Origin of the sequence: Micromonospora sp. DT233 (assembly GCF_049841815.1) — a bacterium.
In the GTDB taxonomy this organism is placed as follows: domain Bacteria; phylum Actinomycetota; class Actinomycetes; order Mycobacteriales; family Micromonosporaceae; genus Micromonospora.
In genome coordinates this window covers 768228-792679 of sequence record NZ_JBNCLB010000002.1, presented here as the reverse complement: position 1 = coordinate 792679, position 24452 = coordinate 768228, and the positions used below count along the sequence as shown (strand labels likewise).

At 74.5% G+C, this 24452-nt stretch carries 26 protein-coding genes; 16 read left to right on the top strand and 10 right to left on the bottom strand.

Annotated elements, in window-relative coordinates; translation table 11 throughout:
• Nucleotides 1–33: 33 nt before the first annotated feature.
• Genes ACLQ2V_RS07805 through ACLQ2V_RS07775 form a run of 7 tightly spaced genes read left to right on the top strand, consistent with a single transcriptional unit; the run spans nucleotide 34 to nucleotide 10421 of the window.
• The gene (locus ACLQ2V_RS07805; RefSeq protein ID WP_425717676.1) at nucleotides 34–4308 is read left to right on the top strand and encodes an amino acid adenylation domain-containing protein; all 4275 of its coding nucleotides are present in this window, start codon (nucleotides 34–36) and stop codon (nucleotides 4306–4308) included.
• Nucleotides 4301–5053, top strand: a complete 753-nt coding sequence (locus ACLQ2V_RS07800) for an SDR family oxidoreductase (protein WP_425717675.1) — start codon at nucleotides 4301–4303, stop codon at nucleotides 5051–5053. The genes ACLQ2V_RS07805 and ACLQ2V_RS07800 overlap by 8 nt, the downstream gene beginning before the upstream one ends.
• Nucleotides 5054–5079: 26 nt before the next feature.
• Entirely contained in the window at nucleotides 5080–5853 is a 774-nt protein-coding gene (locus ACLQ2V_RS07795) for an SDR family NAD(P)-dependent oxidoreductase (protein ID WP_425717674.1), read from the top strand.
• Nucleotides 5854–5889: 36 nt separating this feature from the next.
• Nucleotides 5890–7161, top strand: a complete 1272-nt coding sequence (locus tag ACLQ2V_RS07790) for an ATP-grasp domain-containing protein (protein WP_425717673.1) — start codon at nucleotides 5890–5892, stop codon at nucleotides 7159–7161.
• Nucleotides 7158–8429, top strand: coding sequence for an ATP-grasp domain-containing protein (locus tag ACLQ2V_RS07785; protein ID WP_425717672.1), 1272 nt, complete (start codon nucleotides 7158–7160; stop codon nucleotides 8427–8429). Before ACLQ2V_RS07790 ends, ACLQ2V_RS07785 begins: the two co-directional genes overlap by 4 nt.
• A complete protein-coding gene (locus tag ACLQ2V_RS07780) occupies nucleotides 8414–9760 on the top strand; it encodes a hypothetical protein (RefSeq protein ID WP_425717671.1) in 1347 nt (448 codons plus the stop codon). Before ACLQ2V_RS07785 ends, ACLQ2V_RS07780 begins: the two co-directional genes overlap by 16 nt.
• Nucleotides 9720–10421: an aspartyl/asparaginyl beta-hydroxylase domain-containing protein gene (locus ACLQ2V_RS07775; RefSeq protein WP_425717670.1), complete on the top strand. Its 702-nt coding sequence runs from the start codon at nucleotides 9720–9722 to the stop codon at nucleotides 10419–10421. The genes ACLQ2V_RS07780 and ACLQ2V_RS07775 overlap by 41 nt, the downstream gene beginning before the upstream one ends.
• 264 nt (nucleotides 10422–10685) lie before the next feature.
• Here the strand turns inward: ACLQ2V_RS07775 and ACLQ2V_RS07770 are convergent, their stop codons facing one another.
• Nucleotides 10686–11225: a hypothetical protein gene (locus tag ACLQ2V_RS07770; protein WP_425717669.1), complete on the bottom strand. Its 540-nt coding sequence runs from the start codon at nucleotides 11223–11225 to the stop codon at nucleotides 10686–10688.
• A 29-nt stretch (nucleotides 11226–11254) separates the two neighbouring features.
• Nucleotides 11255–12322 (bottom strand): helix-turn-helix domain-containing protein, encoded by a 1068-nt coding sequence (locus tag ACLQ2V_RS07765; RefSeq protein WP_425717668.1) that lies wholly within the window; start codon nucleotides 12320–12322, stop codon nucleotides 11255–11257.
• 70 nt (nucleotides 12323–12392) lie between these two features.
• Here ACLQ2V_RS07765 and ACLQ2V_RS07760 point away from each other — a divergent pair, with 70 nt between their 5' ends.
• The 3 genes from ACLQ2V_RS07760 to ACLQ2V_RS07750 all read left to right on the top strand — a co-directional run bounded on the left by ACLQ2V_RS07760 (nucleotide 12393) and on the right by ACLQ2V_RS07750 (nucleotide 14382).
• Nucleotides 12393–12848: a rhodanese-like domain-containing protein gene (locus tag ACLQ2V_RS07760; protein ID WP_425717667.1), complete on the top strand. Its 456-nt coding sequence runs from the start codon at nucleotides 12393–12395 to the stop codon at nucleotides 12846–12848.
• A gap of 51 nt (nucleotides 12849–12899) precedes the next feature.
• On the top strand, nucleotides 12900–13202 hold the full coding sequence (locus tag ACLQ2V_RS07755; RefSeq protein ID WP_425717666.1) for a hypothetical protein: 303 nt from the start codon (nucleotides 12900–12902) through the stop codon (nucleotides 13200–13202).
• A gap of 97 nt (nucleotides 13203–13299) precedes the next feature.
• Nucleotides 13300–14382, top strand: a complete 1083-nt coding sequence (locus ACLQ2V_RS07750; RefSeq protein WP_425717665.1) for an NAD-dependent epimerase/dehydratase family protein — start codon at nucleotides 13300–13302, stop codon at nucleotides 14380–14382.
• 58 nt (nucleotides 14383–14440) lie between these two features.
• Here the strand turns inward: ACLQ2V_RS07750 and ACLQ2V_RS07745 are convergent, their stop codons facing one another.
• Together ACLQ2V_RS07745 and ACLQ2V_RS07740 are read right to left on the bottom strand one after the other, a co-directional pair.
• Nucleotides 14441–14854 (bottom strand): hypothetical protein, encoded by a 414-nt coding sequence (locus ACLQ2V_RS07745; RefSeq protein ID WP_425717664.1) that lies wholly within the window; start codon nucleotides 14852–14854, stop codon nucleotides 14441–14443.
• A gap of 454 nt (nucleotides 14855–15308) precedes the next feature.
• Nucleotides 15309–16028 (bottom strand): PP2C family protein-serine/threonine phosphatase, encoded by a 720-nt coding sequence (locus ACLQ2V_RS07740; RefSeq protein WP_425717663.1) that lies wholly within the window; start codon nucleotides 16026–16028, stop codon nucleotides 15309–15311.
• A 159-nt stretch (nucleotides 16029–16187) separates the two neighbouring features.
• Between ACLQ2V_RS07740 and ACLQ2V_RS07735 the strand changes: the two genes are divergently transcribed.
• Nucleotides 16188–17474: a benzoate/H(+) symporter BenE family transporter gene (locus tag ACLQ2V_RS07735; RefSeq protein ID WP_425717662.1), complete on the top strand. Its 1287-nt coding sequence runs from the start codon at nucleotides 16188–16190 to the stop codon at nucleotides 17472–17474.
• On the opposite strand, the gene ACLQ2V_RS07730 is transcribed toward ACLQ2V_RS07735, so the two are convergent.
• The 5 genes from ACLQ2V_RS07730 to ACLQ2V_RS07710 all read right to left on the bottom strand — a co-directional run bounded on the left by ACLQ2V_RS07730 (nucleotide 17433) and on the right by ACLQ2V_RS07710 (nucleotide 19722).
• Complete coding sequence (locus ACLQ2V_RS07730; RefSeq protein WP_425717661.1) at nucleotides 17433–17705, bottom strand: hypothetical protein; 273 nt, start codon at nucleotides 17703–17705, stop codon at nucleotides 17433–17435. The genes ACLQ2V_RS07735 and ACLQ2V_RS07730 overlap by 42 nt on opposite strands.
• Before the next feature lie 33 nt (nucleotides 17706–17738).
• Entirely contained in the window at nucleotides 17739–18113 is a 375-nt protein-coding gene (locus ACLQ2V_RS07725; RefSeq protein WP_425717660.1) for a hypothetical protein, read from the bottom strand.
• Between the two features lie 65 nt (nucleotides 18114–18178).
• On the bottom strand, nucleotides 18179–18445 hold the full coding sequence (locus ACLQ2V_RS07720; protein WP_425717659.1) for a hypothetical protein: 267 nt from the start codon (nucleotides 18443–18445) through the stop codon (nucleotides 18179–18181).
• A gap of 81 nt (nucleotides 18446–18526) precedes the next feature.
• Nucleotides 18527–19000: a large conductance mechanosensitive channel protein MscL gene (mscL, locus tag ACLQ2V_RS07715; RefSeq protein WP_425717658.1), complete on the bottom strand. Its 474-nt coding sequence runs from the start codon at nucleotides 18998–19000 to the stop codon at nucleotides 18527–18529.
• Nucleotides 19001–19038: 38 nt separating this feature from the next.
• Nucleotides 19039–19722: a FadR/GntR family transcriptional regulator gene (locus ACLQ2V_RS07710; RefSeq protein ID WP_425717657.1), complete on the bottom strand. Its 684-nt coding sequence runs from the start codon at nucleotides 19720–19722 to the stop codon at nucleotides 19039–19041.
• Between the two features lie 50 nt (nucleotides 19723–19772).
• On the opposite strand from ACLQ2V_RS07710, the gene ACLQ2V_RS07705 reads away from it, so the two are divergent.
• A complete protein-coding gene (locus ACLQ2V_RS07705; RefSeq protein ID WP_425717656.1) occupies nucleotides 19773–21119 on the top strand; it encodes an MFS transporter in 1347 nt (448 codons plus the stop codon).
• Between the two features lie 92 nt (nucleotides 21120–21211).
• On the opposite strand, the gene ACLQ2V_RS07700 is transcribed toward ACLQ2V_RS07705, so the two are convergent.
• On the bottom strand, nucleotides 21212–21568 hold the full coding sequence (locus ACLQ2V_RS07700) for an STAS domain-containing protein (protein WP_425717655.1): 357 nt from the start codon (nucleotides 21566–21568) through the stop codon (nucleotides 21212–21214).
• Nucleotides 21569–21728: 160 nt separating this feature from the next.
• On the opposite strand from ACLQ2V_RS07700, the gene ACLQ2V_RS07695 reads away from it, so the two are divergent.
• From ACLQ2V_RS07695 to ACLQ2V_RS07680, 4 genes are read left to right on the top strand one after another with little or no spacing between them, the layout of a single operon-like run.
• Nucleotides 21729–22589 (top strand): STAS domain-containing protein, encoded by an 861-nt coding sequence (locus ACLQ2V_RS07695; protein WP_425717654.1) that lies wholly within the window; start codon nucleotides 21729–21731, stop codon nucleotides 22587–22589.
• Nucleotides 22589–23011, top strand: a complete 423-nt coding sequence (locus tag ACLQ2V_RS07690; RefSeq protein WP_425717653.1) for an STAS domain-containing protein — start codon at nucleotides 22589–22591, stop codon at nucleotides 23009–23011. The genes ACLQ2V_RS07695 and ACLQ2V_RS07690 overlap by 1 nt, the downstream gene beginning before the upstream one ends.
• Nucleotides 23008–23427 (top strand): ATP-binding protein, encoded by a 420-nt coding sequence (locus tag ACLQ2V_RS07685; protein WP_425717652.1) that lies wholly within the window; start codon nucleotides 23008–23010, stop codon nucleotides 23425–23427. The genes ACLQ2V_RS07690 and ACLQ2V_RS07685 overlap by 4 nt, the downstream gene beginning before the upstream one ends.
• The gene (locus ACLQ2V_RS07680; protein WP_425717651.1) at nucleotides 23424–24431 is read left to right on the top strand and encodes a SpoIIE family protein phosphatase; all 1008 of its coding nucleotides are present in this window, start codon (nucleotides 23424–23426) and stop codon (nucleotides 24429–24431) included. The genes ACLQ2V_RS07685 and ACLQ2V_RS07680 overlap by 4 nt, the downstream gene beginning before the upstream one ends.
• Nucleotides 24432–24452: the final 21 nt, after the last annotated feature.

The window sequence follows — 24452 nt, the reverse complement described above, 5'->3', positions numbered from 1 at the left end:
CCGGCCGGGGCCCCGGCAGTAGAAGGGAGCCACATGCTCGCCGCGCTGGTGCGTGCACATGCTCGAAACCATCCGGACCGGACCGCCCTCGTGGCAGGACCGGACCGCCTGACCTACGCGGCGCTCGACGACCGGATGGCCGGACTGGCACGGCGGCTGCGCGCGCACGGCGTCGGCCTCGGCTCGCTGGTGGGCGTCCACCTCGATCGGGGCGTCGACGTGGTGGTGGCGCTGCTGGCCGCCCTCGACGCCGGCGCGGCGTACACGGTGATCGAACCGCAGGGCTCGCTGGCCGAGTGCGCCGACCGGCTCGCCACGGCCGGTCCCGACCTGGTGCTGACCTCGCAGCGCTACCGCGACGCGCTCACCGGGCGCGGCCTGCGGGTGCTGGAGCCGCACGGGGCCGGGCCGGCCGAGGCGGGCCCACGGCCACCCGACCGGCCGGCGGTGGGCGCGGACGACGTCGCCTACGTGCTCTACACCTCGGGCTCGACCGGCAGGCCCAAGGGCGTGCAGGTCACCCACGGCAACATCCGGCACTACACCGAGGCGCTGCTGGAGCGCCTCGGCATCGGCGAACCGCTGAGCTACGCACACGTCACCACCCTGGCCGCCGACCTGGGCAACACGTCGCTCTTCGCGGCCCTGGCCAGCGGCGGGACGCTGCACCTGGTCGACGACGACACCCGCCGCGACCCGGCCAGCCTGCTGCGCTACCTGCGTACCGAGGCCGTCGACGTGCTGAAGACGACGCCGTCGCACTTCGGCGCGGTCTTCCGGGCCTTCGGCGGCGGCACCGCGCCGCCGGTGCTGCGGGTGCTGCTGCTCGGCGGCGAGCTGCTGAGCCTGTCGCTGGCCCGGGACATCCTCGCCTCCGGGATCACCGGCATGCTGGTCAACCACTACGGGCCCACCGAGACCACGGTCGGCGTCGCCGCGCACGTGCTGCGGCACGTCACGGACCTCGACGCCCCCGCCCCGTCGGCGTCCGTGCCGATCGGCACCCCGCTCGGCGCGACGCGGCTCTTCGTGCGTACCGCGCAGGGGGTCTACCGGGAGCGGGACGCGGTCGGTGAGCTCTACGTCGCGGGCCCGTCGCTGGCGCTCGGCTACCGCGACGACCCGGCCGCCACCGCCGCCGCGTTCACCGACGACCTGGCGGCGGTCGAGCCGGGACTCGACCGGTGCTACCGCACCGGCGACCGGGTCGCGGTGGACGCGGCCGGGGTGCTGGAGTTCCTCGGTCGCGGCGACCGGCAGGTCAAGATCCGTGGTTACCGGGTGGAGCTGGGGCACGTCGAGGCCGGCCTGCGCCGGTTGCCGGGCGTCCGCGCCGCAGTCGCCGTGCTGGCCGGCCGGCAACGACCGGCGCTGCTGGCCGCGGTGACCCTGGACGGCACCGACCCCGCCCCGAACCTGCGGGAGCGGGCCCGTGACGTGCTGCCGACGTACATGGTCCCGGAGCGGATCGCGGTCCTCGACGCGTTCCCGCAGACCGCCAACGGCAAGACCGACGTCGCCGCGCTGCGCCGGCTGATCGAGCAACAGCCGACCCGCAGCCCGCAGCCGGGCCCACGGCCCGCCGCCGCCGACGACCCGCTGCTGGCCGAGGTGCACGCGGTGTGGCGTCGGCACCTCGGGCACGGCGACTTCGGCCCGCACGACGACTTCCACGCCCTCGGCGGCAGCTCCCTCGACGCGATCGGGGTCATCGCGGACCTGCAGGCCGCCGGGCACCGGATCTCCGCAGCCGCCTTCCTCGCCGAGCCGACCCCGGCCGCGCTGGCCCGCCGGCTGGCCTCCGGTCGGGACGCCGACCCCGCCGGCACCCCGGCGGCCGCGCCGATGCGCTCCGACGACACCGCCCTCTCCCCGGCGCAGGAGTGGTTCTTCGCGCAGGGCTTCGCCCAGCCCGACCAGTGGAACCAGGCGTTGCTGCTCGACGTGGACGCCGACGTGCGCACCGCCGAGCTGGCGGCGGCCGTGCGGGACACCGTGGCCCTGCACCCGATGCTGCGCACCGCGTACCGGAAAAGCGGGTCCGGTCGCCGCCGGGTGGTCACCGGGGTCGCCGACGTGTTCAGCGTCTCCGACCTGCCCGCCGACCCGGCCGCGGTGCCCGGGCACCTCCGCGAGGTCGCCGCGGCGCGGCAGGCGGAGCTCAGCGTCACCGGCGGCACGGTGTTCAAGGCGCACCTATTCCGCGCCGCCGGGCAGGCGCACCTGCTGCTGCTGGGCCACCACCTCAGCGTGGACGCGGTCTCCTGGCGCATCCTGGTCGGCGACATCACCCGCTGCTACCGGGAGCGGCTGGGCGGACGCGAGCCGGTCAGCGTGCCGGCCCCGGTCGACTTCGGCACCTGGGCGACGCATCTGCGGGAGCACGCCCCGGCGCTGCGCGCGGACCTCGCCTACTGGGAGGGCACCGACCGGCACCCGGCCGTCCCCACCGGCGACGGCGACAACCTCGAGGCCGACGCGCAGGCGATCTGGTGGCGGCTGTCGAGTGAGGAGACCGGCGCGCTGGCCCGCGCCGCCGCGACGACCACCGGCACGCCGCTGCACGCGGCCCTGCTCGGGGCGTTCGCCCACGCCCTCGCCGGGCTGCGGGGCACCGACGAGGTGATGGTCGACGTCGAGAGTTACGGCCGGGCGGTCTTCGACGACGCCGTCGAGATCTCCCGGGTGGTGGGCTGGTTCACCTCCACGTTCCCGATCCGCGTCGACGTGGTCGACGACGTCGACGCCACCACCAAGTCGGTGACCTCGGCGTTGGAGAACGTCCCGCACCTCGGCGTCGCGTACGGCCTGCACCACCTGCCCCGACGCGCCGACGTGTGCTTCAACTACCTGGGCGCGTTCGCCCTGCCGTACGACGACCTGCTGCGGCCCACGCTGTCGCGGCACCAGGTCGGGCCGGTCCGTGGCCCGCGCAACGACCGCACGTACGGCCTGAAGCTCACCGCCCGCATCCACGCCGGTCAGCTGGTCGCCGACCTGTCCTACAGCGCGCGCCGCCACCCGCACGAGCGGATGCTCGCCCTGGCCCGCGCGACCCACGACCTGCTGCTGGAGCTCTGCGGCGGCGAGCCGGCCGAGGGCCACTTCGTGACCGAGCACGGGTCCAGCACGGGGCTGCTGGCGCAGGTGCCCCGCGAACTGGAACTCGCGGCGCCGGCCGGGCGGGCCACCCGCGACTACCGCACGGTGCTGCTCACCGGCGCCTCCGGTTTCATCGGCACGCACCTGCTGCACCTGCTGGTGACCCGCACCACCGCGCGGATCTACTGCCTGGTCCGGCCGCGCGGCGGGCCGGCCGACGACCGGCTGCGCGCGGCGTACGGCTGGTACGACCTGGGCGGCTACGGCGACCGGGTCACCGTGCTCACCGGCGACCTGAGCGAACCGGGCTTCGGCCTCGCCGAGCGCGACCGGCAGCGCCTCGGCCGCGAGGTGGAGGCGATCTACCACCTGGCGGGGGAGACCCGGCTATTCGGCGACCGGGAGACGTTCGAGCGCCACAACGTCGCCCCGGTGCGGGCCCTGATCGAGCTGGCCACCACCGGCCGCCCCAAGGACCTGCACCACGTCTCCACCCTCGCGGTGTGCGGGCGCGGACCGGACGGCGACCCGGTGGTCTTCGCCGAGGACAGCCTCGACGTGGGGCAGAGCTTCCTCAACGAGTACGAGCAGAGCAAGTACGCGGCGGAGCGGCTGGTGCACGAGTTCGCCGCCCGAGGCGGCACCGCGTTCGTCTACCGGTCCGGCAACGTCGCCGGCCACTCGCGCACCGGCCGGTTCCAGCGCAACGGCGGCGACAACCGCCTGATCCAGCTGCTGCGCGGGGCGGTGGCAGTGGGCCGGGTGCCGCGCGTCGGCCACCGGACGCTGGCGCTGAGCCCCGTGGACGTGGTGGCCGAGGGCATCTTCGCGATCTCGCGCAGCACCCGGGTCGGCGGCGGCACGTTCCACGTCGACACCCACCGCGAGGTCAGCTACGACGAGATCTTCGCGGCGCTGCGCGAGCTGGGCTGCGTGCTGGCCGACGACGACGCACCCGACTTCGCCACCCTGTTCGGCCGCTACCTGGGCGCGGACGACGGCGACGAACGGTTGGCGCCGGCGTACTTCTGGGCGGTGCGCCCGGAGCGCAACGTGCGCTACGACCACAGCCGGACCCGTCGCCTGCTCGACGAGCTCGGCGTGCGGTTCCCCGTCCCGGACCGGGCCTGGCTGCGCGACTACTTCTCCGGGCTGATCGAGCAGGACAGAGGTTCCGTGACCACGACGGGGGTACGACATGACTGAGGACCGCATCGCGATCGTCACCGGCGCCTCGTCGGGCATCGGGCGGGCGATCGCCGTCCGGCTGGCGCGGCGGGGCACCCGGGTGGTGGCCGCCGCCCGCCGGCCGGCGCCGCTCACCGCGCTGGCGGCCGAGGTGCCGCCGGGGACGCTGCTGCCGGCCCCGGCCGACGTGACCCGTCCGGAGGCCACCGAGGAGCTGCTCGGGCTCGCGGAGAGCCGCTGGGGGCCGGCCGACCTCTTCGTGGCCGCAGCCGGTCGCGGGTTGCCCGGAACGGTGCTCGGCTCCGACCCGGACCAGTGGCGCGAGGTGGTCGAAGCCAACTACCTGTCGATCCTGCACCAGCTGCGCGCCTGCGCCGCGCAGTTCCGCAAGCACGCCGAGGCCGAGCAGACGCCGAGGGCGCGCGACATCGTGGTGATCGGCTCCACCGCCGGCCGGCAGGTCTCCGCGGCCAACCCGGTCTACGGGTCGACCAAGTTCGCGGTGCACTCGCTGGTGGAGGCGCTGCGCCAGGAGGTGTGCCGGCACGGCATCCGGGTGACGCTGATCGAGCCCGGCTTCGTCCGATCAGGATTCCAGGAAGCGGCCGGCTACGACCCGGCCTGGTTCGCGGCGGTCGCGGAGGAAAATGGTCCACTGCTGGAGCCGGACGACGTCGCCTCGGTCGTGGAGTTCGTGGTGGGCAGGCCGGCCCATGTGCATCTGGACGACATCCGTCTGCGCCCCACCAGGCAGAAGGCCTGAGCGCACCCGAGCCGAAGGACGACACCGTGCACGCTGAGCTCGACGATCTGTTCTCCCTCAAGGGCCGCACCGCCGTGGTCACCGGGGGAAGTTCCGGCATCGGCCGGCAGATGGCCCGGACCCTGGCGCGCGCCGGCGCGTCCGTGGTGCTGGTGGCCCGCCGCAGCGACCCGCTGCGCGAGGCCGCGGCCGAGCTGACCGCCGAGGGCGCCACCGCGGCCTGGCTCAGCGGCGACCTCGGCGACCGGCCCGGGATCCGGCAGGTCGCCGACGAGCTGTCGGCCCGGCACGGCGCGCCGGACATCCTGGTCAACGCGGCCGGGATCAACCTGCGGCCGCCGCTGGACGAACTCACCGAGCAGGACTGGGACCGGACCATGGCGGCGAACCTCGACGCCCCGTTCGTGCTCGGCCAGCGCTTCGGCCCGCAGATGGCCGCCGCCGGCTGGGGGCGCATCCTGAACATCGCCTCGCAGCAGAGCATCCGGGCGTTCGGCAACAGCGGCGCGTACGGGGTCTCCAAGGCGGCGGTCAGCGCCCTGACCCGCTCGCAGGCCGAGGCGTGGTCGTCGCGGGGGGTGTGCGTGAACGCGATCGCCCCCGGGTTCGTGCACACGCCGCTGACCGAGGCCGTCTTCAGCGATCCGCAGCGCGCGCAGGCCATGGCGAACCGCACGATGATCGGCCGCAACAGCGAGCTGGCCGACTTCACCGGCGTCACCGCGTTCCTGGCCAGCGCGGCGGGCGCCTACGTGACCGGGCAGACGATCTTCGTCGACGGCGGTTTCTCGGTGAGCTGACCCGCCGGCCCGGACGACCTCAGCAAGGAGAGACCGTTGGCAGAGAACAGGCCGGTCGTGGTGCTGGTCGACGCGTACACCTCGGCGCAGTACCTGCCGCCGCAGTTCCGGGCGCTCGGCGCGGAGCTCGCGCACGTGCAGAGCACCCCCGAGCTGATGTCGTCCATGCCGGCGCCCGACCTCGGCGTCTACCGGCACAGAATCGTGCACCACGACCTGGACGCGACGGTGGCGCAGCTGCGCCGGCTGGCCCCGGTCTGCGTGTTGGCCGGTCAGGAGCCGGGCGTCGAACTGGCCGACGTGCTCTCCGAGCGGCTCGGCCTGGTGGGCAACGGCACGGCCCGTTCCGAGGCCCGCCGCGACAAGTACGCGATGGCGGAGGCGCTGCGCGCCGCCGGGCTGCACTGCGCGGACCAGTTGCAGAGCAGCGACCCCGAGGCGCTGGTCGAGTGGGCGGTGGGCACCGGCTTCCCGGTGGTGGTGAAGCCCCGCAAGTCTGCTGCGGGCGACAACGTCTACATCTGCGGGTCGGCGCAGGAGGTGCGCGAGGCCGCCAAGGCGGTGCTCGGCTCGGACACCATCTACTGCGAGACGAACGGCGAGGCCCTGGCCCAGTCGTTCCTGCCCGGCACGGAGTACGTCGTGGACATGGTGTCCCACGACGGCCGGCGCTACGTGTGCGGGGTGTGGGAGTACCAGCGGCGGATGCTGCCCTCCGGGCGCAACATCTACGACCGGGAGCGGCTGCTGGCCGCCGACGAGCACCCCGCGCCGGACCTGATCGCGTACGTCGACCGGGCGCTGGACGTGCTCGGCGTGCGTTACGGGCCCAGCCACGCCGAGGTGATGCTGACGCCGCAGGGTCCCGCGCTGGTCGAGGTGGGCGCCCGGATCGCCGGCAACATGCATCCCGGGTTCCACGACCGGTGCGCCGGCGGCAACCAGGCGACGCTGACCGCGCTGGCGTACCTGCGGCCCGACGAGTTCGACGACGGGTACGCCGGCGGTCGGTTCCGCAGGCGGGGCGAGGCGGTCTGCTGCACGACCTCCACCGAGCTGTGCGGCGTCGTGGAGGGCATCGACGAGGCGGTGGTCGACGAGATCCGTGGGCTCGACGCGGTGTACGGCCTGAATCTCAAGCTGGCCCCCGGTGAGCTGATCCGGCCGACTGTCGACCTCTACTCCAGCACGATGCGCATCTTCCTGGCGGCGGCCACGATGGAGGACATCATGCGTGACTATCGGCGGATCGAGACGCTGAAGGACCGGGTCTACCGGGTCCGTGACATCGAGGAGAGTAAGCGATGAGCACCGTGGTGACCACCGTCGTACCCGGCGCGGCAGCCGGGCCCGCGGACATAGCGAAGGCCGCGGCGGCGCTGGGCCACGAACCGCTCTACGTGGTGGTGGCCGGCACGCTCGACGACGAGGCGAAGGCGCTGCACAGCGCGCACGGCCCGCTGCTGGAGTGCGATCCGGGCGAGCCGGACGAGGCCGTGGCCCGGATCGCCCGGCACCGGCCGGCGGGGATCACCACGTTCAGCGAGGGCATGGTGCCGCTGACCTCGGTGCTGGCCCACGGGCTCGGCCTGCCCTACCACGACCGGGAGACGGTGGTCGGGCTGACCAACAAGTGGGAGCAGCGCCGCCGGCTGGCCGCCGCCGGCGTCGACACGCTCTGGTCGCGGCGCACCACCAGCCGCGCGGAGATCCTCGCCGCGCTCGCCGAGCGCTCCGCGCCGGTGGTGGTCAAGCCGGTTCGCAGCCAGAGCAGCATCGACACCCACCTGCTGCGCAGCGCCGAGGACCTGCCGGCGGAGCTGGCCCCGACCCCGGAGCGCCCGTTCGTGGTCGAGGAGTACCTGCTCGGCAGCGACCAGGGTGAGTACGGCGACTACGTCTCGGCGGAGACGTTCGTCGACGGCGAGCACACCTACCCGCTGGGCGTCGCCGGCAAGTACCCGCTGATCGCCCCGTTCCGCGAGCAGGGGCAGTTCCTCCCGACGCACCGGCCGGTGACCGAGCACGCCGAGGTGCTGCGGCTGGCCACCGAGGCGGCCCGCGCGCTCGGCGTACGCCGGGGCCTGGTGCACTCGGAGATCAAGCTGACCCCGGACGGCCCCCGGATCATCGAGGTCAACGGGCGTCTCGGCGGGTTCCACGCCGAGCTGTACCAGCGCGGCACCGGGCAGAACCTGATCGAGCTCGGCATCGCGTCGGCCTGCGGCGACCCGGTCCAGCCGCCCCCGCCGTCGTACGACCGGCAGGTGCAGTTCCACTTCTGGAACCAGCCTCCGCTGCACGGTGGCGTGCTGCTCGGCATCGAGGGCGTCGACGCGGTCCGCGCCGAACCGGGGATCGTCGACTACACCCCCCGGGTGGCGGTCGGCCGGGAACTGGCCCCGACCGTGATGACGTTTCAACTGGACCTGCTGCGCGGCCACGCCCCCGACCACCGCGCCATGCTGGCGCTCATCGACCGCTGCCACGCCCACCTGCGCTTCGCCTTCGCGCACGCCGACGGCGTGACCCGGCGCTGGCGGCCGACCAGGAGCGGCCTGTGCGCTCTCGACTGACCCCGGGGCTGCGCCCGCCGCAGCACACCGGGGCGCTGCTCTCGGTGACCCTGCTGCTCTCCGTCGGCAAGGGCATGTTCCTGGCCACCGCCCTGATCTACCTGTTGCAGGTGGCCGGGCTGGGCACGCTGACGGCCACGGCGGGGATGACGCTCTGGGGCGCGGCGTCGGCGGCGGTGACGATCCCCACCGGCAAGCTGATCGACCGGGGACGCGGGCGCGTCGTCGGCACGGTGAGCGCCGTGGGGGTCGCGGTGCTGATCCCGGTGCTGGCGCACCTGCGTACCCCCGGGGCGCTGCTGGCGGTGCTCTTCGTGGCGGGCGGGCTGGACAGCGCGGGCAACGTGGTGCGCCGCGCCCTGTTCGCCGGCGGGACCGACGACTCCCTGGGGGCCCTCGCCTGGGCCCGCACCGCGTCGAACGTCGGCTTCGCCCTCGGCGGTCTGTGTTCGGTGTGGCTGCTGACGGAGCGCTCCGCGGGCGCCTTCCAGGCCGGCTACGCGGCCATCGGCGTCGGGTACGTGGTGATGGCGGCGTGCTTCGCCGCGACGGCGATGTTCGCCCGCCGGCCGGTGGACGCCCCGGCCGCCTCGGAGCGCCCGCTGCACGCCGAGGGTGCGACGGAGCGCCCGCTGCGCGCCGAGGGTGCGGCGCGACGCCCACCCCGGGCCGGTACGGCGCTGGCCGCCGCGACCGCCACGCTGACCATCCACGCCACGCTGCTCTCGGTCGTGCTGCCGCTGTGGGTCAGCGGGCACACCGACGTGCCGGTCGCGGTGCTCGGCTGGCTGGTGGCGCTCAACGCGGTGATCACCATTGGCGGGCAGATCCCGGTCAGCCGGCTCGCCACCACCACCGCACGGGCGCTGCGCTGCCTGCGCGGCTCGGCGGTGTGGACAGCGGCGTGCTGCGCGCTGCTCGGCGTCGTGCCGCTGGTGCCGTCGGACGGGCAGCTCTACCTGCTGATCGCGGCCACGGTCACGCTGACCGCCGGGGAGATGCTCGAGGCGGCCGGCGAATGGGGGCTCTCCGCGACCCTGGCCTCCGCCGGCGAGCACGGCTACTTCCAGAGCGCGTGCGTCCTGGGCGAGGCCACCCAGAGCGCGGCCGGCCCGCTGCTCGTCGGCGGGCTGGTGACCGCGCTGCCGGTGCTGAGCTGGCCGGTGCTGATCGCGGTCATCGGCGTCGGCCGGTATCTCGCCGGCCTCATCGTGCCGCCCGTCGACAGCGCAGCGGGGCGGCCGGTGGCCATGGTCGGCGCAACCGAGGTTCACGACAAGGGAGGCACAGATGAAAGGCTCGCCCAGCGTCAACAACGCCACCTTCCGTAAGTTCGCCAACTGGTTCTTCGTCCGGGCGGCCGGGCCGGACCGGCCGCGCATCCACGAGCCACACGGCATTTTCCCGGAGTCCCGCCGCCTGGAGGCGCAGTTCGACGCCCTCAAGGCCGAGGTGGAGGCCCTGATGGAGCGCCGCAGCATCCCCAAGTACGGCAACTTCGACCCGGTCCGCGCCGCCCAGGTGTCCGAGGACTGGCGGTTGTACTACGCGTACATGTTCGGCAAGAGCAACGAGCTGGCCCGCAGGGACCTGCCGACGCTGCTGGCCTTCGCCGAATCCACCCCGAACGTGGTGAACGCCATGATCTCGGTCCTGGAGCCGGGGGTGGCGCTGCCCGCCCACCAGGACCCGTACTTCGGTTTCCTCCGCTACCACCTGGGCATCCGCATCCCCCGGGTCGACCCGCCGCACATCACCCTGGACGGCCAGCAGTACACCTGGAAGGAGGGCGAGGGCGTGGTCCTCGACGTCTCCTTCGAGCACGAGGTCCTCAACGACACGGCGGAGCCGAGGGTCATCGTGATCGTCGACTTCCGGCGGCCGATGGGCTTCTTCGCGGGGCTGCTCAACCGCTACTGCCTGATGCTGAAGCGCAAGTGGGCGCCCCAGTTCGTCGACGCGGCGAAGTACGACGTGATGCACCAGGTGTGACCCACGGGCGCTGCGGGGGAGATGCCCATGGCGGCGTCTCCCCCGCCTAGGTCGTAGCCCGCGCCCACCGGCCCCGGCGCCCGCCGGCGGCCCCGGTAGGTGGTCGTCGCGCCGTCGGTGGTCACGGCCTGGTCCGACCAGCAGTACGGCAGCCCGAGGCTGGCGCGGGCGGCGGGACAGCCACGGCACGGGGCGGGGCCCCCGGCAGCATGTCCCGGTTGGCGCTGTCCCGGTTGGCGCTGTCCCGGTCGGCCATCGGCGGGCTCAGGCCCGGCTGAGGCGGCTCGCCCGGCGCGGCAGCGGCCCCACGTCGGAGCGTCGCCCCGGCCGCAGCGCGGCGTGCCGCTGCCCCGGCCCCGGGCCCTGCCGGGCGGCGAGGGCGTCGGCGACGGCACCCGTGACGAAGCCGTAGACGCTCTTGTGCAGCACGTCGACGGCCAGCTCCGGGCGCGGCCAGGTCTGCGGCGGCGCACCCACCCCGGTGGCGTTCTCCAGGACCTGGTCGCTGGTCAGCCGCACCACCGTGAACATCCCCGACGCCACCGGGCCCCGCAGCCCGGCCTGCGCCATGACGCTGCGCAGCACCCCCACCAGCGCGCCCTGACCGAAGTGCATCGCCAGGTTCCGCCCGCGCGGCTGCCGCCGGCCCCGCTCGGGCAGGCCGGCCAGGCGGGCCAGGACCCGCGCCGGCACGTACGAGTCCGGCCGCCCGGTGAGCCGCTGCTCGACCTTCTCCCCGACGGTCATGACCGCCGCGCCGGCCAGCCCCGCCACCAACCCCTGCCACGCCGCTCGCCTCAGCATGCGTCGTCCCCTACCCGCCCGCGGCGCCGTTACACCAGATCCCAGCGAGTCGGCGCAGTCGATGCGGTCGGCGCGGCCGGCCCGTCAGCGCGGCCGGCGCGGTCGGTGGGTCGGCGTGCCGGGCGGCCGGCGCGGAAGGCCCGCCGGTACGCCGCTGGCGAGGTACGCATCAGCCGGCCGAAGTGGTAACGGAAGGTGACCGGCGAGCCGAAGCCGACCAGGCCCGCGATCCGCTCGACCGGCCAGTCCGAGGTCTCCAGCGGGGCGAGGCTGGCCCGGACCCGCTGGGCCGTCAGCCAGCGGATCGGGCTGCTGCCGGTCGCCCGGGCGAAATGACGCAGGTACGACCGGGGGGACATCCGCGCCCGCGCGGCCAGCATCTCGACGGTGATCGGCCGCGCCAGCTGCCCCAACGCCCAGTCCATGCTCCGGGCCACCCCGTCGTCGTCCCGGCTCGTCGGGCTCACCGGCGCCTCGATGAACTGGGCCTGCCCGCCGTCGCGGTGCGGCGCGGTGACCAGCCGGCGGGCGACGGCGTTCGCGACGGCGCTGCCGTGGTCCTGCCGCACGACGTGCACGCAGAGGTCGAGCCCCGCGGCGCTGCCCGCGCTGGTGAGCACGTCGCCGAGGTCGACGTAGAGCACGTCGGCGTCGACCCGCACGGCCGGGTGGCGGCGGCGCAGCTCGTCGGCGTACTGCCAGTGGGTGGTCGCCCGACGGCCGTCGAGCAGGCCCGCGCCGGCCAGGGCGAACGCGCCCGAACAGATGGACATCAGCCGGGCCCCGCGCCCGTGGGCCCGCCGCAGCGCGGCGACGAGGCCCGGCGACGGGCCCACGGTGACGTCGGCGACCCCGGGCACGATCAGCGTCTCGGCGGCGGCGAACGCGTCCAGCCCGAACGGGGTGTGCAGGGTGGCCCCGCCGACCAGCGGCACCGGCCCGGGGCGCTCGGCGCAGACGGTGAGGTCGTACCAGGGCCGGTCGAGCTCGGGGCGGGGCAGCCCGAAGACCTCGGTGACGATGCCGATCTCGAAGACCGACATACCGGGGTACGCCAGCACCGAGACCGTCCGTCGACTCTGCGGCGTCGCGGCCATGGCGGGATCCTATCGATGGGTGGCATCAGCGCCACTGTCCGCCGCCGCCACCCACCGGCAGGCTGCTGGCATGTCGAGAAGCTTCTCCGTGCCGGCCGCCTCGCCCGCGAGCGCCGCCGCGCACTTCGCCGCCCGTCTCACCTTCGAGACCGACGTCAGCGACGTACACGCCGACCTGGAGTCCGGGGCCGACCTGGTGGTGGTGGACAGCCGCGACGCGAGGGCCTGGCAACAGGGGCACCTGCCCGGCGCCCTGCACCTGCCCACCGCCGACATCGCCGCCCGCGCCCCGGCGCTCGTCGCAGCCGGCCGCCGGGTCGTCACCTACTGCTGGGGGCCGGGGTGCAACGGGGCCACCCGGGCCGCCCTGGAGTTCGCCCGGCTGGGCTTCCCGGTCAAGGAGATGATCGGCGGGTACGAGTACTGGGTCCGCGAGGGCCTGCCGGTGCGTACCCCGGAGGGCCTGCTCCGCCGCCCGGCGGACGACCTGACCGCGCCCCGCGCGGCCGAGGCGTGCGGCTGCTGAGTTCCGCTGATCGGTGTGGATAGGACGTGCCCGGCGGGGAATGTTCAGGGCATGAGGAGCAGCACTGCGGCCGTGGCGGCGTCGAGCGAGGAAATCGGCCCGGACGGGACCCGGCAACCCGGCGGCGAGGTGCACGCCTGGCTGCCCGGCCAGAACCAGACGCGGTGCGGGGTGCCGCTGAGCCGGGCCCGACTGCGCCGCTTCCCCCACGTCCGATTCGAGTACTCCGGCACGGACGTGCTCACCCCCGCCGACGCCGTGGGGCACGTCTGCCCGCGCTGCCTGGGTGCCACCGGGGGCAACCGGGACCGCCGCCAGCGGCAGAGCTGGGCCCGCACCTCGCCCCGCCCCTGACCGCCCCGCCCCTGACCGCGCTGTCTTTGATCGCCCCCGTGCCTGACCGGCTCGGTCGGGGAGGATTCGGTGCCCGCTCAGCGGGTACCGGCCCAGCATGCGGATCGTGGTGGTGGGGGCGAGTGGGAACGCGGGGACCGCGCTGCTGCGCCGGCTGCGCCAGGAGCGGGACGTCGAACTGGTGGGGGTGGCCCGCCGGCTGTCCGGCCCGGAGGCCGGCGAGCCGTACGACGCGGTGCGGTGGCACTCCTGCGACGTCGGGGCGCCGGGCGCGGCACAGCGGCTGGCGGCGATCTTCGCCGGGGCCGACGCGGTGGTGCACCTGGCCTGGCAGATCCAACCCACCCACGACCAGCGGGTGCTGCACCGGACCAACGTCGGCGGCAGCCGGGCCGTGGTCGACGCGGTGCTCGCCGCGAAGGTCCCCGCCCTGGTGTACGCCTCGTCCGTCGGCACGTACGCCCCCGGCCCCAAGGAGCACCCGGTCAGCGAGCGCTGGCCGGCGACCGGGGTGCCCGGGTCGTCGTACAGCCGGGACAAGGCGGAGGTGGAGGCGCTGCTGGACCGGGCGGAGCGGGAACACCCGGAGCTGCGGGTGGTGCGGCTGCGGCCCGGCCTGAACTTCCAACGCGACGCCGGCACCGAGATCACCCGCTACTTCCTCGGCCCGCTGGCCCCGGTCCGGCTGCTGCGCCACGGCCGCATCCCGCTGGTGCCCACCCACCGTCGCCTCCGGATGCAGGCGGTGCACACCGACGACGTGGCCGACGCGTACGCGCGGGCGGTGCTCGGCGACGCGCGGGGCGCGTTCAACGTGGCGGCCGACCCGGTGCTGACCCCGGAACTGGTGGCCCGGCACTTCCACGGCTGGACGGTGCCGGTGGCCGCCCCGCTGCTGCGCGGCGCGGCGGCGCTGACCTGGCGGGCCCGGCTGCAACCGATCGACGCCGGCTGGGTGGAGCTGGCCCTGGAGGTCCCGCTGATGTCCAGCGAGCGGGCCGAGGCCGAGCTGGGCTGGCGGCCGAGGGTGGACGCGCTCACCGCCCTGCGTGACCTGTTCGCGGGGATGGCCCACGGCGGCCACACCGGCAGCCCGCCGATGTCCGCCGACCGCGACCTGCCGGGCCGCCCGGCGGGCCTGCTCAAGTCGCGCCCCGCCGGGCACGGCAACCCGTACTGACCGGGGCGGCGTCACATCGGGCGGGCGGCCAGGTCGGCGCGGGACAGGGCGAAGGCCGTCAGGAAGCCCAGCACCGCGGCGGCGCGATGGCGACGCAGCAGAGCATCGCGACGGCCACCCCGCCGTGCCGCAGCTGCGGCGCGTCGAAGGCGACGATCAGGAAGAAGGGCAGGGCGATGGCCAGCCCGGCCGCCCAGAGGCCCAGCATCCGGCCCAGGTAGAGGTGGTGCGGGCGGTAGCCGGCCAGCCGCAGCCGTGGCTCCAACTCCCGGGCGGCGCTGGTGGCGAAGAGGGCGGCGGTGCTCACCGACCAGCCGATGCCGAGCATCAGCGAGCGCACCGACTGCCCCACGTAGGCGTCCCGCCGCAGCAGATAGAAGCTGAGTGGCAACAGCAGCATGAGCGCCAGTACGCCCCGGCGGCGCAGCAGCTCCCGCAGGGTCATCTCGGCGACGGTCACCAGTCGGTTCACGCCCGTCCTCCCCACCCGGCGTCGCCGTCGCGCATCGTCCCGCCCGCCGGGGTGAGGTCGAAGACGAGATCCACCCGGTCGAGCCGTGGCCGGGGACGGGGGCGACGGGGCGGCGGCCGTGGCCGGGGGCGACGGCAAGGGACGGCGGGCGGCGGCGGGCACTGCCAACGGCGCCGGCCGGACCCGAGAGGGTGGCACCCTCCTGTTCTGGACGCTATGGAGCTGAGTCGTTTGCGACATCAACCGAATGAGTCGTCTACGACATCAAAGGATGCGGAAGAGACGCCCCCGCCGGGAGGACGTCGCGTCGGCAGGGCGCCCTCGCTGGGAGGGACGCCCTTGCCGGGACGGGCGTCGGCTGGGCAAGCCGACGGGCCGGGCGTGCCGGGGAGCCGGGCGTGCCGGGGAGTCGGGCAGGCCGATGGGCCGGGCTCGCTGGGGGAGTGAGGTGAGGTCAGGCCGCGGTGACGTCCGAGACGACGACGGTGACGTTGTCCGGTGCCCCGGCCTGGTGGGCGAGCTTGACCAACTGTTCGCCGCAGACCCGGCGGTCGCCGTACATGCCCAGCGCGGCGGCGATCGCCCGGTCGTCCACGTAGTCGGAGAGGCCGTCGCTGCACAGCAGCAGCCGGTCACCGGCGAAGACGGTGAGCGTGCCGATCGCGGGGGGCGCGTCCGCGCCCTGCACGGCCCGGGTCACCAGCGACCGCTGCGGGTGGTGCCGCGCCTGCTCCGGGGAGAGCGTCCCCTGGTCGACCAGCGCCTGGACGAACGTGTCGTCCCGGGTGAGCTGGGTCATCTCGTTGTTGCGCAGCAGGTAGCAGCGGGAGTCCCCGACCTGGGCCAGGACCAGGACGTCCCCGGCGAGCAGGCCGGCCGTGAGCGTGGTGCCCATGCCCTCGCGGGCCGGGTCGACGGAGATGGCGGCCCGGATGCGCTGGTTGGCGGTGCTCACCACGGCGCGTAGCGCGTCGGCGGCCCCCTCGGCGTCGGTGGGCGGCTGCAGCTCGTCGAGGATCCGAATGACGATCTCACTCGCCACCTCACCGGCCGGCAGGCCGCCCATCCCGTCGGCGACCGCGACCAGGCGGTCACCGGCGAGGGCGGAATCCTCGTTGTTGGTCCGTACGAGGCCGACGTCGTTGAGGATGGCCGAGCGGAAGATCAGCGTCATACGACAAGCTTGCCAAGAAGATGGCCCCGCCGTCTCTACGGACTACCGCGTCGGCGAAAAGAATGATGTTGGAGTCCGTGGTCGGGGCCCCCGTTTGGGCGTCGGCGCTATCGTGCTATCCGCTTCCGTTTCCGCAAGCGGAACGGGGAGGAGATGGGCGTGGCGGGACTGCTGCAACCCGTACTCGCCGGGGTGGTGACCGCGCTCGTCGGCTTCGCCAGCTCGTTCACCGTGGTCCTGGCCGGGCTGCGGGCCGTCGGTGCGGACGAACGTCAGGCCGCCTCGGGGTTGCTCGCGGTGAGCGTCCTGTCGGGGCTCTGCGCGGTGTGGCTGGGGCTGCGGCACCGGCTGCCGATGGCGGTCGCCTGGTCCACGCCGGGCGCGGCGCTGCTGGTGGCCACCGGCCCGGTCTCCGGCGGTTGGTCGGCCGCCGTCGGCGCGTTCGTCGTGTGCGGGGCGCTGATCGTCGCCGCCGGGCTCTTCCCCGCGCTCGGCCGGGCGGTGGCCGCGATTCCCGGCCCGATCGCCAGCGCCATGCTGGCCGGGGTCCTCCTGCCGCTCTGCACCGCGCCGGTGCGCGCCCTGGTCGAGGTGCCGAGGCTGGCCGTGCCGGTGGTGCTCACCTGGCTGCTGTTGCACCGGTTCGCCCGCCGGTGGGCGGTGCCCGCCGCGCTGGCGGTGGCCGTGGCCGCCATCGCGTTCACCACGCCCGGCGGGATCGACGCGCGCGGCTTCCGCCCGGTGTTCGCCCTGACCGCGCCCGCGTTCACGATCCCGGCGGTGATCGGGTTGGCGCTCCCCCTCTTCCTGGTCACCATGGCCGCGCAGAACGTGCCCGGGATGGCGGTGCTGCGCGGCTACGGCTACCGGCCGCCACTCGGCTCGGCGCTGCGGGTCACCGGCCTGGCCAGCGCCCTCGGTGCCCCGGTCGGCGGGCACGCGGTCAACCTGGCCGCGATCACCGCGGCGCTGGCCGCCGGCCCGGACGCCCACCCGGATCCCGAGCGCCGCTGGGTCGCCTCGGTCACCGCCGGGGTGGGGATGGCGCTGCTCGGCCTCGGGGCGGGCCTGGCCACCGCCCTGGTGCTGCTCTCCCCGCCGGTGCTGGTCGAGGCGGTGGCCGGGCTGGCGCTGCTGGCCGCGCTGGCCGGTGCGGTGTCGGCGGCGGTCACCGATCCGGAGGCCCGCGAGGCGGCCGTGGTGACCTTCGTGGTCACCGCCTCCGGGGTGAGTCTGCTGGGCGTCGGCGGCGCGTTCTGGGGCCTGCTCGCCGGCTGGCTGATGCTGCTGATCTTCCGCCGCCGCCCGATCCAGGCCCAGACCCAGACCCCGGCCCAGGCCCAGACCCCGGCCCAGACCCCGGCCCCGGGTCCGTCCGCCGATCCGGGTCTGCCCGCCGGCGCGTCAGTCGGCCTCGGCGGAGACGCCGACCGCCATGATCCGTAGCCGGACCCCCAACACGTTCTCCTCCACCAAGCGGCGCAGCGCGCGGGCGTCCTCGAGGGTGTCGAGAGCGATCAGCACGTGCGCGTTCTCGGGGTCGGTGTCGTCCAGGCCCCACCAGCCCCGCACGAAGCCGGGACTGCGCCGCACCACGTCCGCCATGTGCGCGAAGCGCGCCCGCTGCTCGTCCGCGTCGACCGACTCGACCTGTTGCTCACCGATCAGCATGTACATCGGCTCACCATAGTGCCGGTGGCGTGGCCTGGGTCACTCCTGCGCCGGCAGGCTCCCGGCGGGGACGTCGAGGCGTACCCGGCCGTCGGCCACGGCGGCGATCCGGTCGGCCGCCACGTAGACCGCGCCGGTCGGGGCGAGGTCGGTGGCGACCTTGAGGTAGCCGGTGCGCAGTAGGTGGGCGGCCAGGTCGGCCGGCACGTCCGGCTCGTCGAGCGCCGCCGACTCGATCAACTCGTTCAGGCTGCCGCCGGGGTCGGCGGTCGGCGCCTGCACGGTGACGGCGTTCGGGTCGCCCCGCTGGACGAGATCCACGACGCCGATCTCCGCCCCGGTCACGTCGACCACGCGCATCCCGGTGGTGACGAGGGAGACGGTCGCCTGCTGATCGATGCCCTGCTGCTCCATCCCGGGGCGGTTCCCTGCCGGCCGCCGAGCTAAACGCGGCCCAGCCCAGCCCCGGTCGGTCCCGCTCAGTTCCGCGCGTCGGGCGTCCGCGTCGGATCCCAGCCGCTTGGCGGGCGGGGGGTCAGTTCGCGCCAGCCGTCCGCCCCGGCGAGCAGCGCGCGGACGGTCTCCTCCGCCTCGTCGACGCTGGGGTGCTCGTAGAACTGGGAGACCCCCTCGGCCCCGCCGGCGCGCTGCTCGACGTGCCAGCGGTCGCCGTCGACCCGGAGGAAGACGTCCCGCCGGGCCAGCCGCCCCCATCTGCCGTTCCACCAGTGCTTACGCTGTTCCATGGCCGGACTCTATCGAACACCTGTACGACGAGGGCCGGCCCCCACGGGAATCCCGCGAGGGCCGGCCCGAGCCGAGCCGGGTCAGCGCGGGGCTGGCGGCTCCTGCCGGCGACCCAGCACGTCGTCCAGGGCGCCACGCTGCTGTCCCGGGGTGGCGTGCCCGGCGGCGACCAGCGCGTCCCGGATCTCGGTGAGCAGCTGGACCTCCTCGCTGGGGGTGGCGGGCGGCGGCTCCTCGCCGCGCTTGCGCCGCTCGGCGAGCCGGTTCATCGGGAAGACGACCAGGAAGTACAGCGCCGCCGCGGTGAGCGCGAAGGTGATCGCCGCGTTGACGAACGCCACCCAGTCGAACTCGATGCCCCGGAATTTGGGCGTCGAGCCGCTCAGGCCGTCCTTGTTGCCCGTGATCAGCACGATCAGGACCCGGACCAGTGGTTCGAGGAACGACTTGGTCAGCTGGGTGACCACGCCCGTGAAGGCGGCACCGATCACGACGCCGACCGCCAGGTCGACGACGTTGCCGCGCATGATGAAGTCCTTGAAGCCCTTTAACATTCGTACTCCCGTGGTGTCCGGTTGTCGTCCGGGGCAACCTATGCCCCGGCGGCGGGCTCCAGGAACGCGCCGGCCTCCCGGGCGGCCGTGGCCGGGTCCCCGGCGCGGATCGCGGCGACCAGCCGGGCGTGGTCGACGTACCGGTCGGGCTCCAGCGCGTCGCCCATCGCCTGGGTGATCGTGCTGCGCAGCGCGGTGCCCACCGAGGCGTAGAGCTCGGCGAGCATGGCGTTGTGCGCGGCGGCGACGACCGCCGTGTGCAGGGCGGCGTCGGCCTCGACGAAGTCGGCGACCCGGCCGGCGTGCCAGGCCGCCTCGCGGGCGGCGAGCGCGCCGTCGAGCGCCGCCAGGTCCTCGGGGGTACGCCGCAGCGCGGCGAGCCGGGCGGCCTCCACCTCGAAGGCGCGGCGCACCTCGACCACCTCGGTCATCCGGTCGTCGGTGAGTCGACGGGCCACCACGGGGGCCAGCTCGTCGGTCGACACCACGTACGTCCCGGAGCCCTGCCGGCACTCCAGCACCCCGGCGTGCACCAGGGCGCGGACCGCCTCCCGGACGGTGTTGCGCCCCACCCCGAGCGCGGCGACCAGCTGCGGCTCGGTCGGGATGCGCCGGCCCACGGGCCACTCGCCGCCGAGGATGCGGGCCCGGAGCTGCTCGATCGTCTGTCGGACCCGGTGACCGCGCGGCGGCACGGTCGCGGAATCCACCGGCGGTGGCACTGGTTACATCACCTGTCCGAAATTCATCCCATGATTGTAGGTTCGAGGTCATGACGCCGCCACCCACCGCCACCGCGGGCTCCGTCGCCGGGACCGACCGGCCCCGCCCGACCGCCGCCGTGCCCCCGCCCCCGGCCCCCGGCGGCCCGTCGGCGCAGGCCCCCGGCGGCCCGCCCACCGGCGGGGCGGCACCCGCCCCGGCGGGGCGGCCGGCGACCGGCGGGCTGCTGGTGCTGGCCGGGATGCTGCTGGTCGCCCTGAACCTGCGCGCCGCCGTGACCAGCCTCGGCGCGCTGCTCGACGAGGTCCGCACCGGCCTGGGGCTCTCCGGGACGATGGCCGGGCTCGTCACCACCCTGCCGACGATCGCGTTCGCCGGGCTGGGGGCGCTCACCCCGTGGCTGGTCCGCCGGTACGCCCCGGCGCGGGTGCTGGTGGTCGCCATGCTGGCGCTGACCGCCGGGCAGGTGCTGCGGGTGCTCACCGACTCGACGGTGGTCTTCGTGGCCACCAGCGCGCTCGCGCTGGCCGGCATCGCGGTGGCGAACATCCTGCTGCCGATGCTGGTCAAGCAGCACTTCTCGCACCGCACCGGGCTGGTCACCGGGGCGTACACGATGGCGTTGACGGTGGGCACGACGGTGGCCGCCGCGTCGGCGGTGCCGGTGGCGCACGCGTTCGGCTCGTGGCGGGCCGGGCTCGGGGTGTGGGCGGCGATGGCGGCGGTGGCCGTACTCCCGTGGGTGCCGCTGGCGCTGCGGGCCCGCGCCGCCCGACGGCGCGCGGCCCCGACGGTGGCCGCGCCCAGGTCGGCCCGGATCCGCCCGGGACGGACCCGGCTCGGCTGGGCGATGGCGATCTACTTCGGGGCGCAGTCGCTGAGCGGGTACGCGATCATGGGCTGGCTGGCCCAGCTCTTCCGGGACGCCGACTTCGCCCCGGAGACGGCCGGCCTGCTGCTGGCCGGGGTGACCGCGCTCGGGGTGCCGGTGGCGCTGCTGATGCCGACGCTCGCCGGGCGGATGCGGACGCTGCGCCCGCTGGTGCTCGGGCTGACCGCCTTCTCCGCCACGTCCTACCTCGGCCTGGCGTTCGCGCCGCACGACGGGGCGCTGCTCTGGGTGGCGCTGCTCGCCCTCGGCCAGGGCGCGTTCCCGCTGATCCTGACCACCATCGGGCTGCGCGCCCGCACGGCGGAGGGCACCGTGGCGCTCTCCGCGTTCGCGCAGAGCACCGGGTACGTGATCGCCGCGCTCGGCCCGCTGATGGTCGGCATCCTCTACGAGGCGAGCGGCGGGTGGACCCTGCCGATCGGGTTCCTGCTGCTCGCCCTCACCGTGCAGACGGGCGCCGGCCTGGTGATCGCCCGCCCCCGCTACATCGAGGACGAGCGCTGAGCGGCCCGTCAGCGACGGCGAGTGCCGAGCGGCCCGTCAGCGCGGACGCTGAGCGGGCCGTCAGGACGAGCGGGGAAGGGCGGTGGGCCGGGTCAGGAGGAAGCCGGGGTGGGCTCGCCGGCCACGGCCTCGTCGACCGTCGGGTACGTGTGCAGCACCTCGACCAGCCCACTGACCTCCAGGATGCGCAGCACGCCGCGCTGCGGGGCGGCCAACCGGACCACGCCGCCGGCCTCGTCGCAGCTGTTCTTGGCGCGCACGAACACGGACAGCCCGGTCGAGTCGCAGAACGAGACGTTGGCCAGGTCGAAGACGAGCCGGCTGCGTCCCTTGTCGAGCTGATCCGTGATCTGGTCCTGGAGTTGTGGTGCCGTCGCCATGTCCAGCTCGCCCGCGACCGACACGACGACGACGTCGCCGCGCTGTTCCGTGTGCACCGTCAAGGACATTCGGACCTCCTGTTATCGGGGGAACGGTATCCCACGACGGGGGTCCGGCGCAGAACGGGACCGCAAGCCCGTTCCGGCCGCCCGTTCTTTGTCCTGCGGCAAGTAGTTACGCAGTACCCGATGGTAGAGTCCGGCCGGTTCAGGTCAGAGGGAGGAAACCGTGGCGTTGAGCGCGGAAGAAAGCGGTCGGCTGACCGGTCTACTGACCGAGCACGCCGAGCGGATCACGCAGCGCTGGACGGAGATCGCCGCCGCGTCGCTGCGCGGCCGACTCAGCCAGGCGGAGCTGCGTCGCCAGGTGCAGGACCTGCACCGGGGCATGGTGTCCGCCGGCCAGGGCGGCGCGTTCGACCTGGACAGCGAGCCGGCCGCCGAGCTGCGCGCCGTGCTGGCCGAGATCTCCCGGGGGCGGGCCCGGCAGGGCTTCACCGCCAGTGAGACGGCGGTCAGCGTCTACGCCGTCAAGGAGGTGCTGCTGGGGCTGATGGAGGCCGAGGCGGGCACCGTCACCCTGCGCGACTACGTGGCGTTCACCGCCCTGGTCGACCAGATGGGTCTCTTCACCGTCGAGAGCTTCGTCCGCACCCGGGAGAGCCTGATCGCCGACCAGGCCGAGCAGCTGCTCGAACTCTCCACCCCGGTGGTGAAGATCTGGGAGGGCGTGGTGGCGGTGCCGCTGGTCGGCACGCTCGACTCCGCCCGCGCCCAGGTGGTGATGGAGCGGCTGCTGCAGACCCTGGTCGACACCGGCTCCCCGTACGCGATCATCGACATCACCGGCGTGCCGGCCGTGGACACCCAGGTCGCCCAGCACATCCTCAAGACGGTCGTGGCGGCCCGGCTGATGGGCGCGGACTGCATTATCTCCGGCATCCGCCCGCAGATCGCGCAGACCATCGTCGCGCTCGGCATCGAGTTCGGTGACATCGCCACGAAGGCCAGCCTCGCCGACGCGCTGCGGCACGTGCTGCGCCTCAGCGGGGTGGACGCCGGTCGCCGGCACCCGCGCCGGGAGTCCTGATGGAGCGGGTGCCGGTCCTGAAGATCGGCGACATCCTGCTCGTCTCGATCCAGCTCGACATGTCCGACCAGACGGCGCTCACGCTCCAGGACGACCTGGCCGAGCGGATCGTCGCCACCGGCTGCCACGGTGTGATCATCGACATCACGGCGCTGGACATCGTCGACTCGTTCGTCGGCCGGATGCTCTCCACCATCGCCTCGATCTCCCGGGTGCTCGACGCCGAGACCGTGGTGGTCGGGATGCGGCCCGCCGTCGCCATCACGCTGGTCGAGCTGGGCCTGTCGCTCAACGGCATCCGCACCGCGCTGAACGTCGAGCGGGGCATGGAGCTGATCGCGGCGGCCCGCTCCGCCGACGACGACTACGACTACGACGTGGCCGACGACGAACCGCGCGACGAGACGACGGCCACGAGATGACCGCGGGCGTCGACCTGGGCCACCCGCAGGAGCAGGCGATCCGGAGCGACGAGGACGTGGTGCGCGTCCGCCAGCTGGTACGGACGGTGGCGGTGGCCGTACGGCTCTCGCTGGTCGACCAGACCAAGCTGGTCACCGCCGCCAGCGAGCTGGCCCGCAACACCCTGGTCTACGGCGGGGGCGGCAGCGCCGAGGTGGCCACCGTGGACAACGGCCTGCGGCGCGGCGTACGGATCGTCTTCGCCGACGACGGCCCCGGCATCGTCGACCTGGACCTGGCCCTCACCGACGGCTACACCACCGGCGGCGGCCTCGGTCTCGGCCTCAGCGGCGCCCGGCGGCTGGTCGACGACTTCGACATCGACACCGGGCCGGATCGGGGCACCCGCATCACCATCATCAAGTGGTCCCGATGACCACCGACGCCATGTCCGACCACGGCCTGTGGTTCGGGGTGCAGGGCGGCAGCGCGGTCCGGCGGGCGGCCGAGCGGCTGGGTCACCAGCTCGACCTCGGCGACGCCCGCATCGCCGACCTGGCCATCGTCGCCGCCGAGCTGACCAGCAACCTGATCAAGCACGCCGTCGACGGGGTGCTGTTGCTGCGCCCGGTGCGCCGGGACGGGCTGGCGGGCGTCGAGCTGATCGCCATCGACTCCGGGCCCGGCATGGCCGACCTGACGGTCTCCTCCCTGGACGGGCACTCCACCACGGGCACCCTCGGCATCGGGCTCGGCGCGATCATGCGCCAGGCCGACTGGTTCGACGGCTACTCGTGGCCGGGCAAGGGCACCGTCCTGGCCGTGCAGGTCTGGCCGCGAGGCCCCGTGCCGGAGCAGTCCTGGACGGCGGCGCTGACCCGGCCGCTGACCGGCGAGTCGGTCAGCGGCGACGGGTACGCGGTCCGCGTCGTCGAGGGTCGCCATCAGGTGCTGGTCTCCGACGGCCTCGGGCACGGGCCGTTGGCGGCGGCGGCCACCGACGCGGCGCTGGCCGCGTTCCGGTCCGCCCCGGTCGGCTCGCCGGCGGCGGTGGTGCAACACCTGCACCGGGCGATGTCGCACACCCGCGGGGCGGCGCTGGCCGTCGCCGAGATGGTCCCCGGCGCCGGGCTGCTGCGCTACGCCGGGCTGGGCAACATCTCCGCCTGCGTGGTGGCCGAGGGCGACCGGCGGCGGGGGGTGGTCTCCCTGCCGGGGATCGCCGGCCACCACCGACCCGTGGTCCGCGAGTACGACTACCCCTTCCCCGACGGGGCGTCCCTGGTGATGCACAGTGACGGGGTGGTGGACCGTTGGCAGCTCGACGACTATCCCGGGTTGGCCTCGCGGACGCCGTTGGTGATGGCCGCGACCCTGCTGCGCGACGCCGGCCTGCGCCGCGACGACGCCTGCGTCCTGGTGGCCCGGGCCCCGTGGTGACCGGTCCGGCGAGCAACCTCC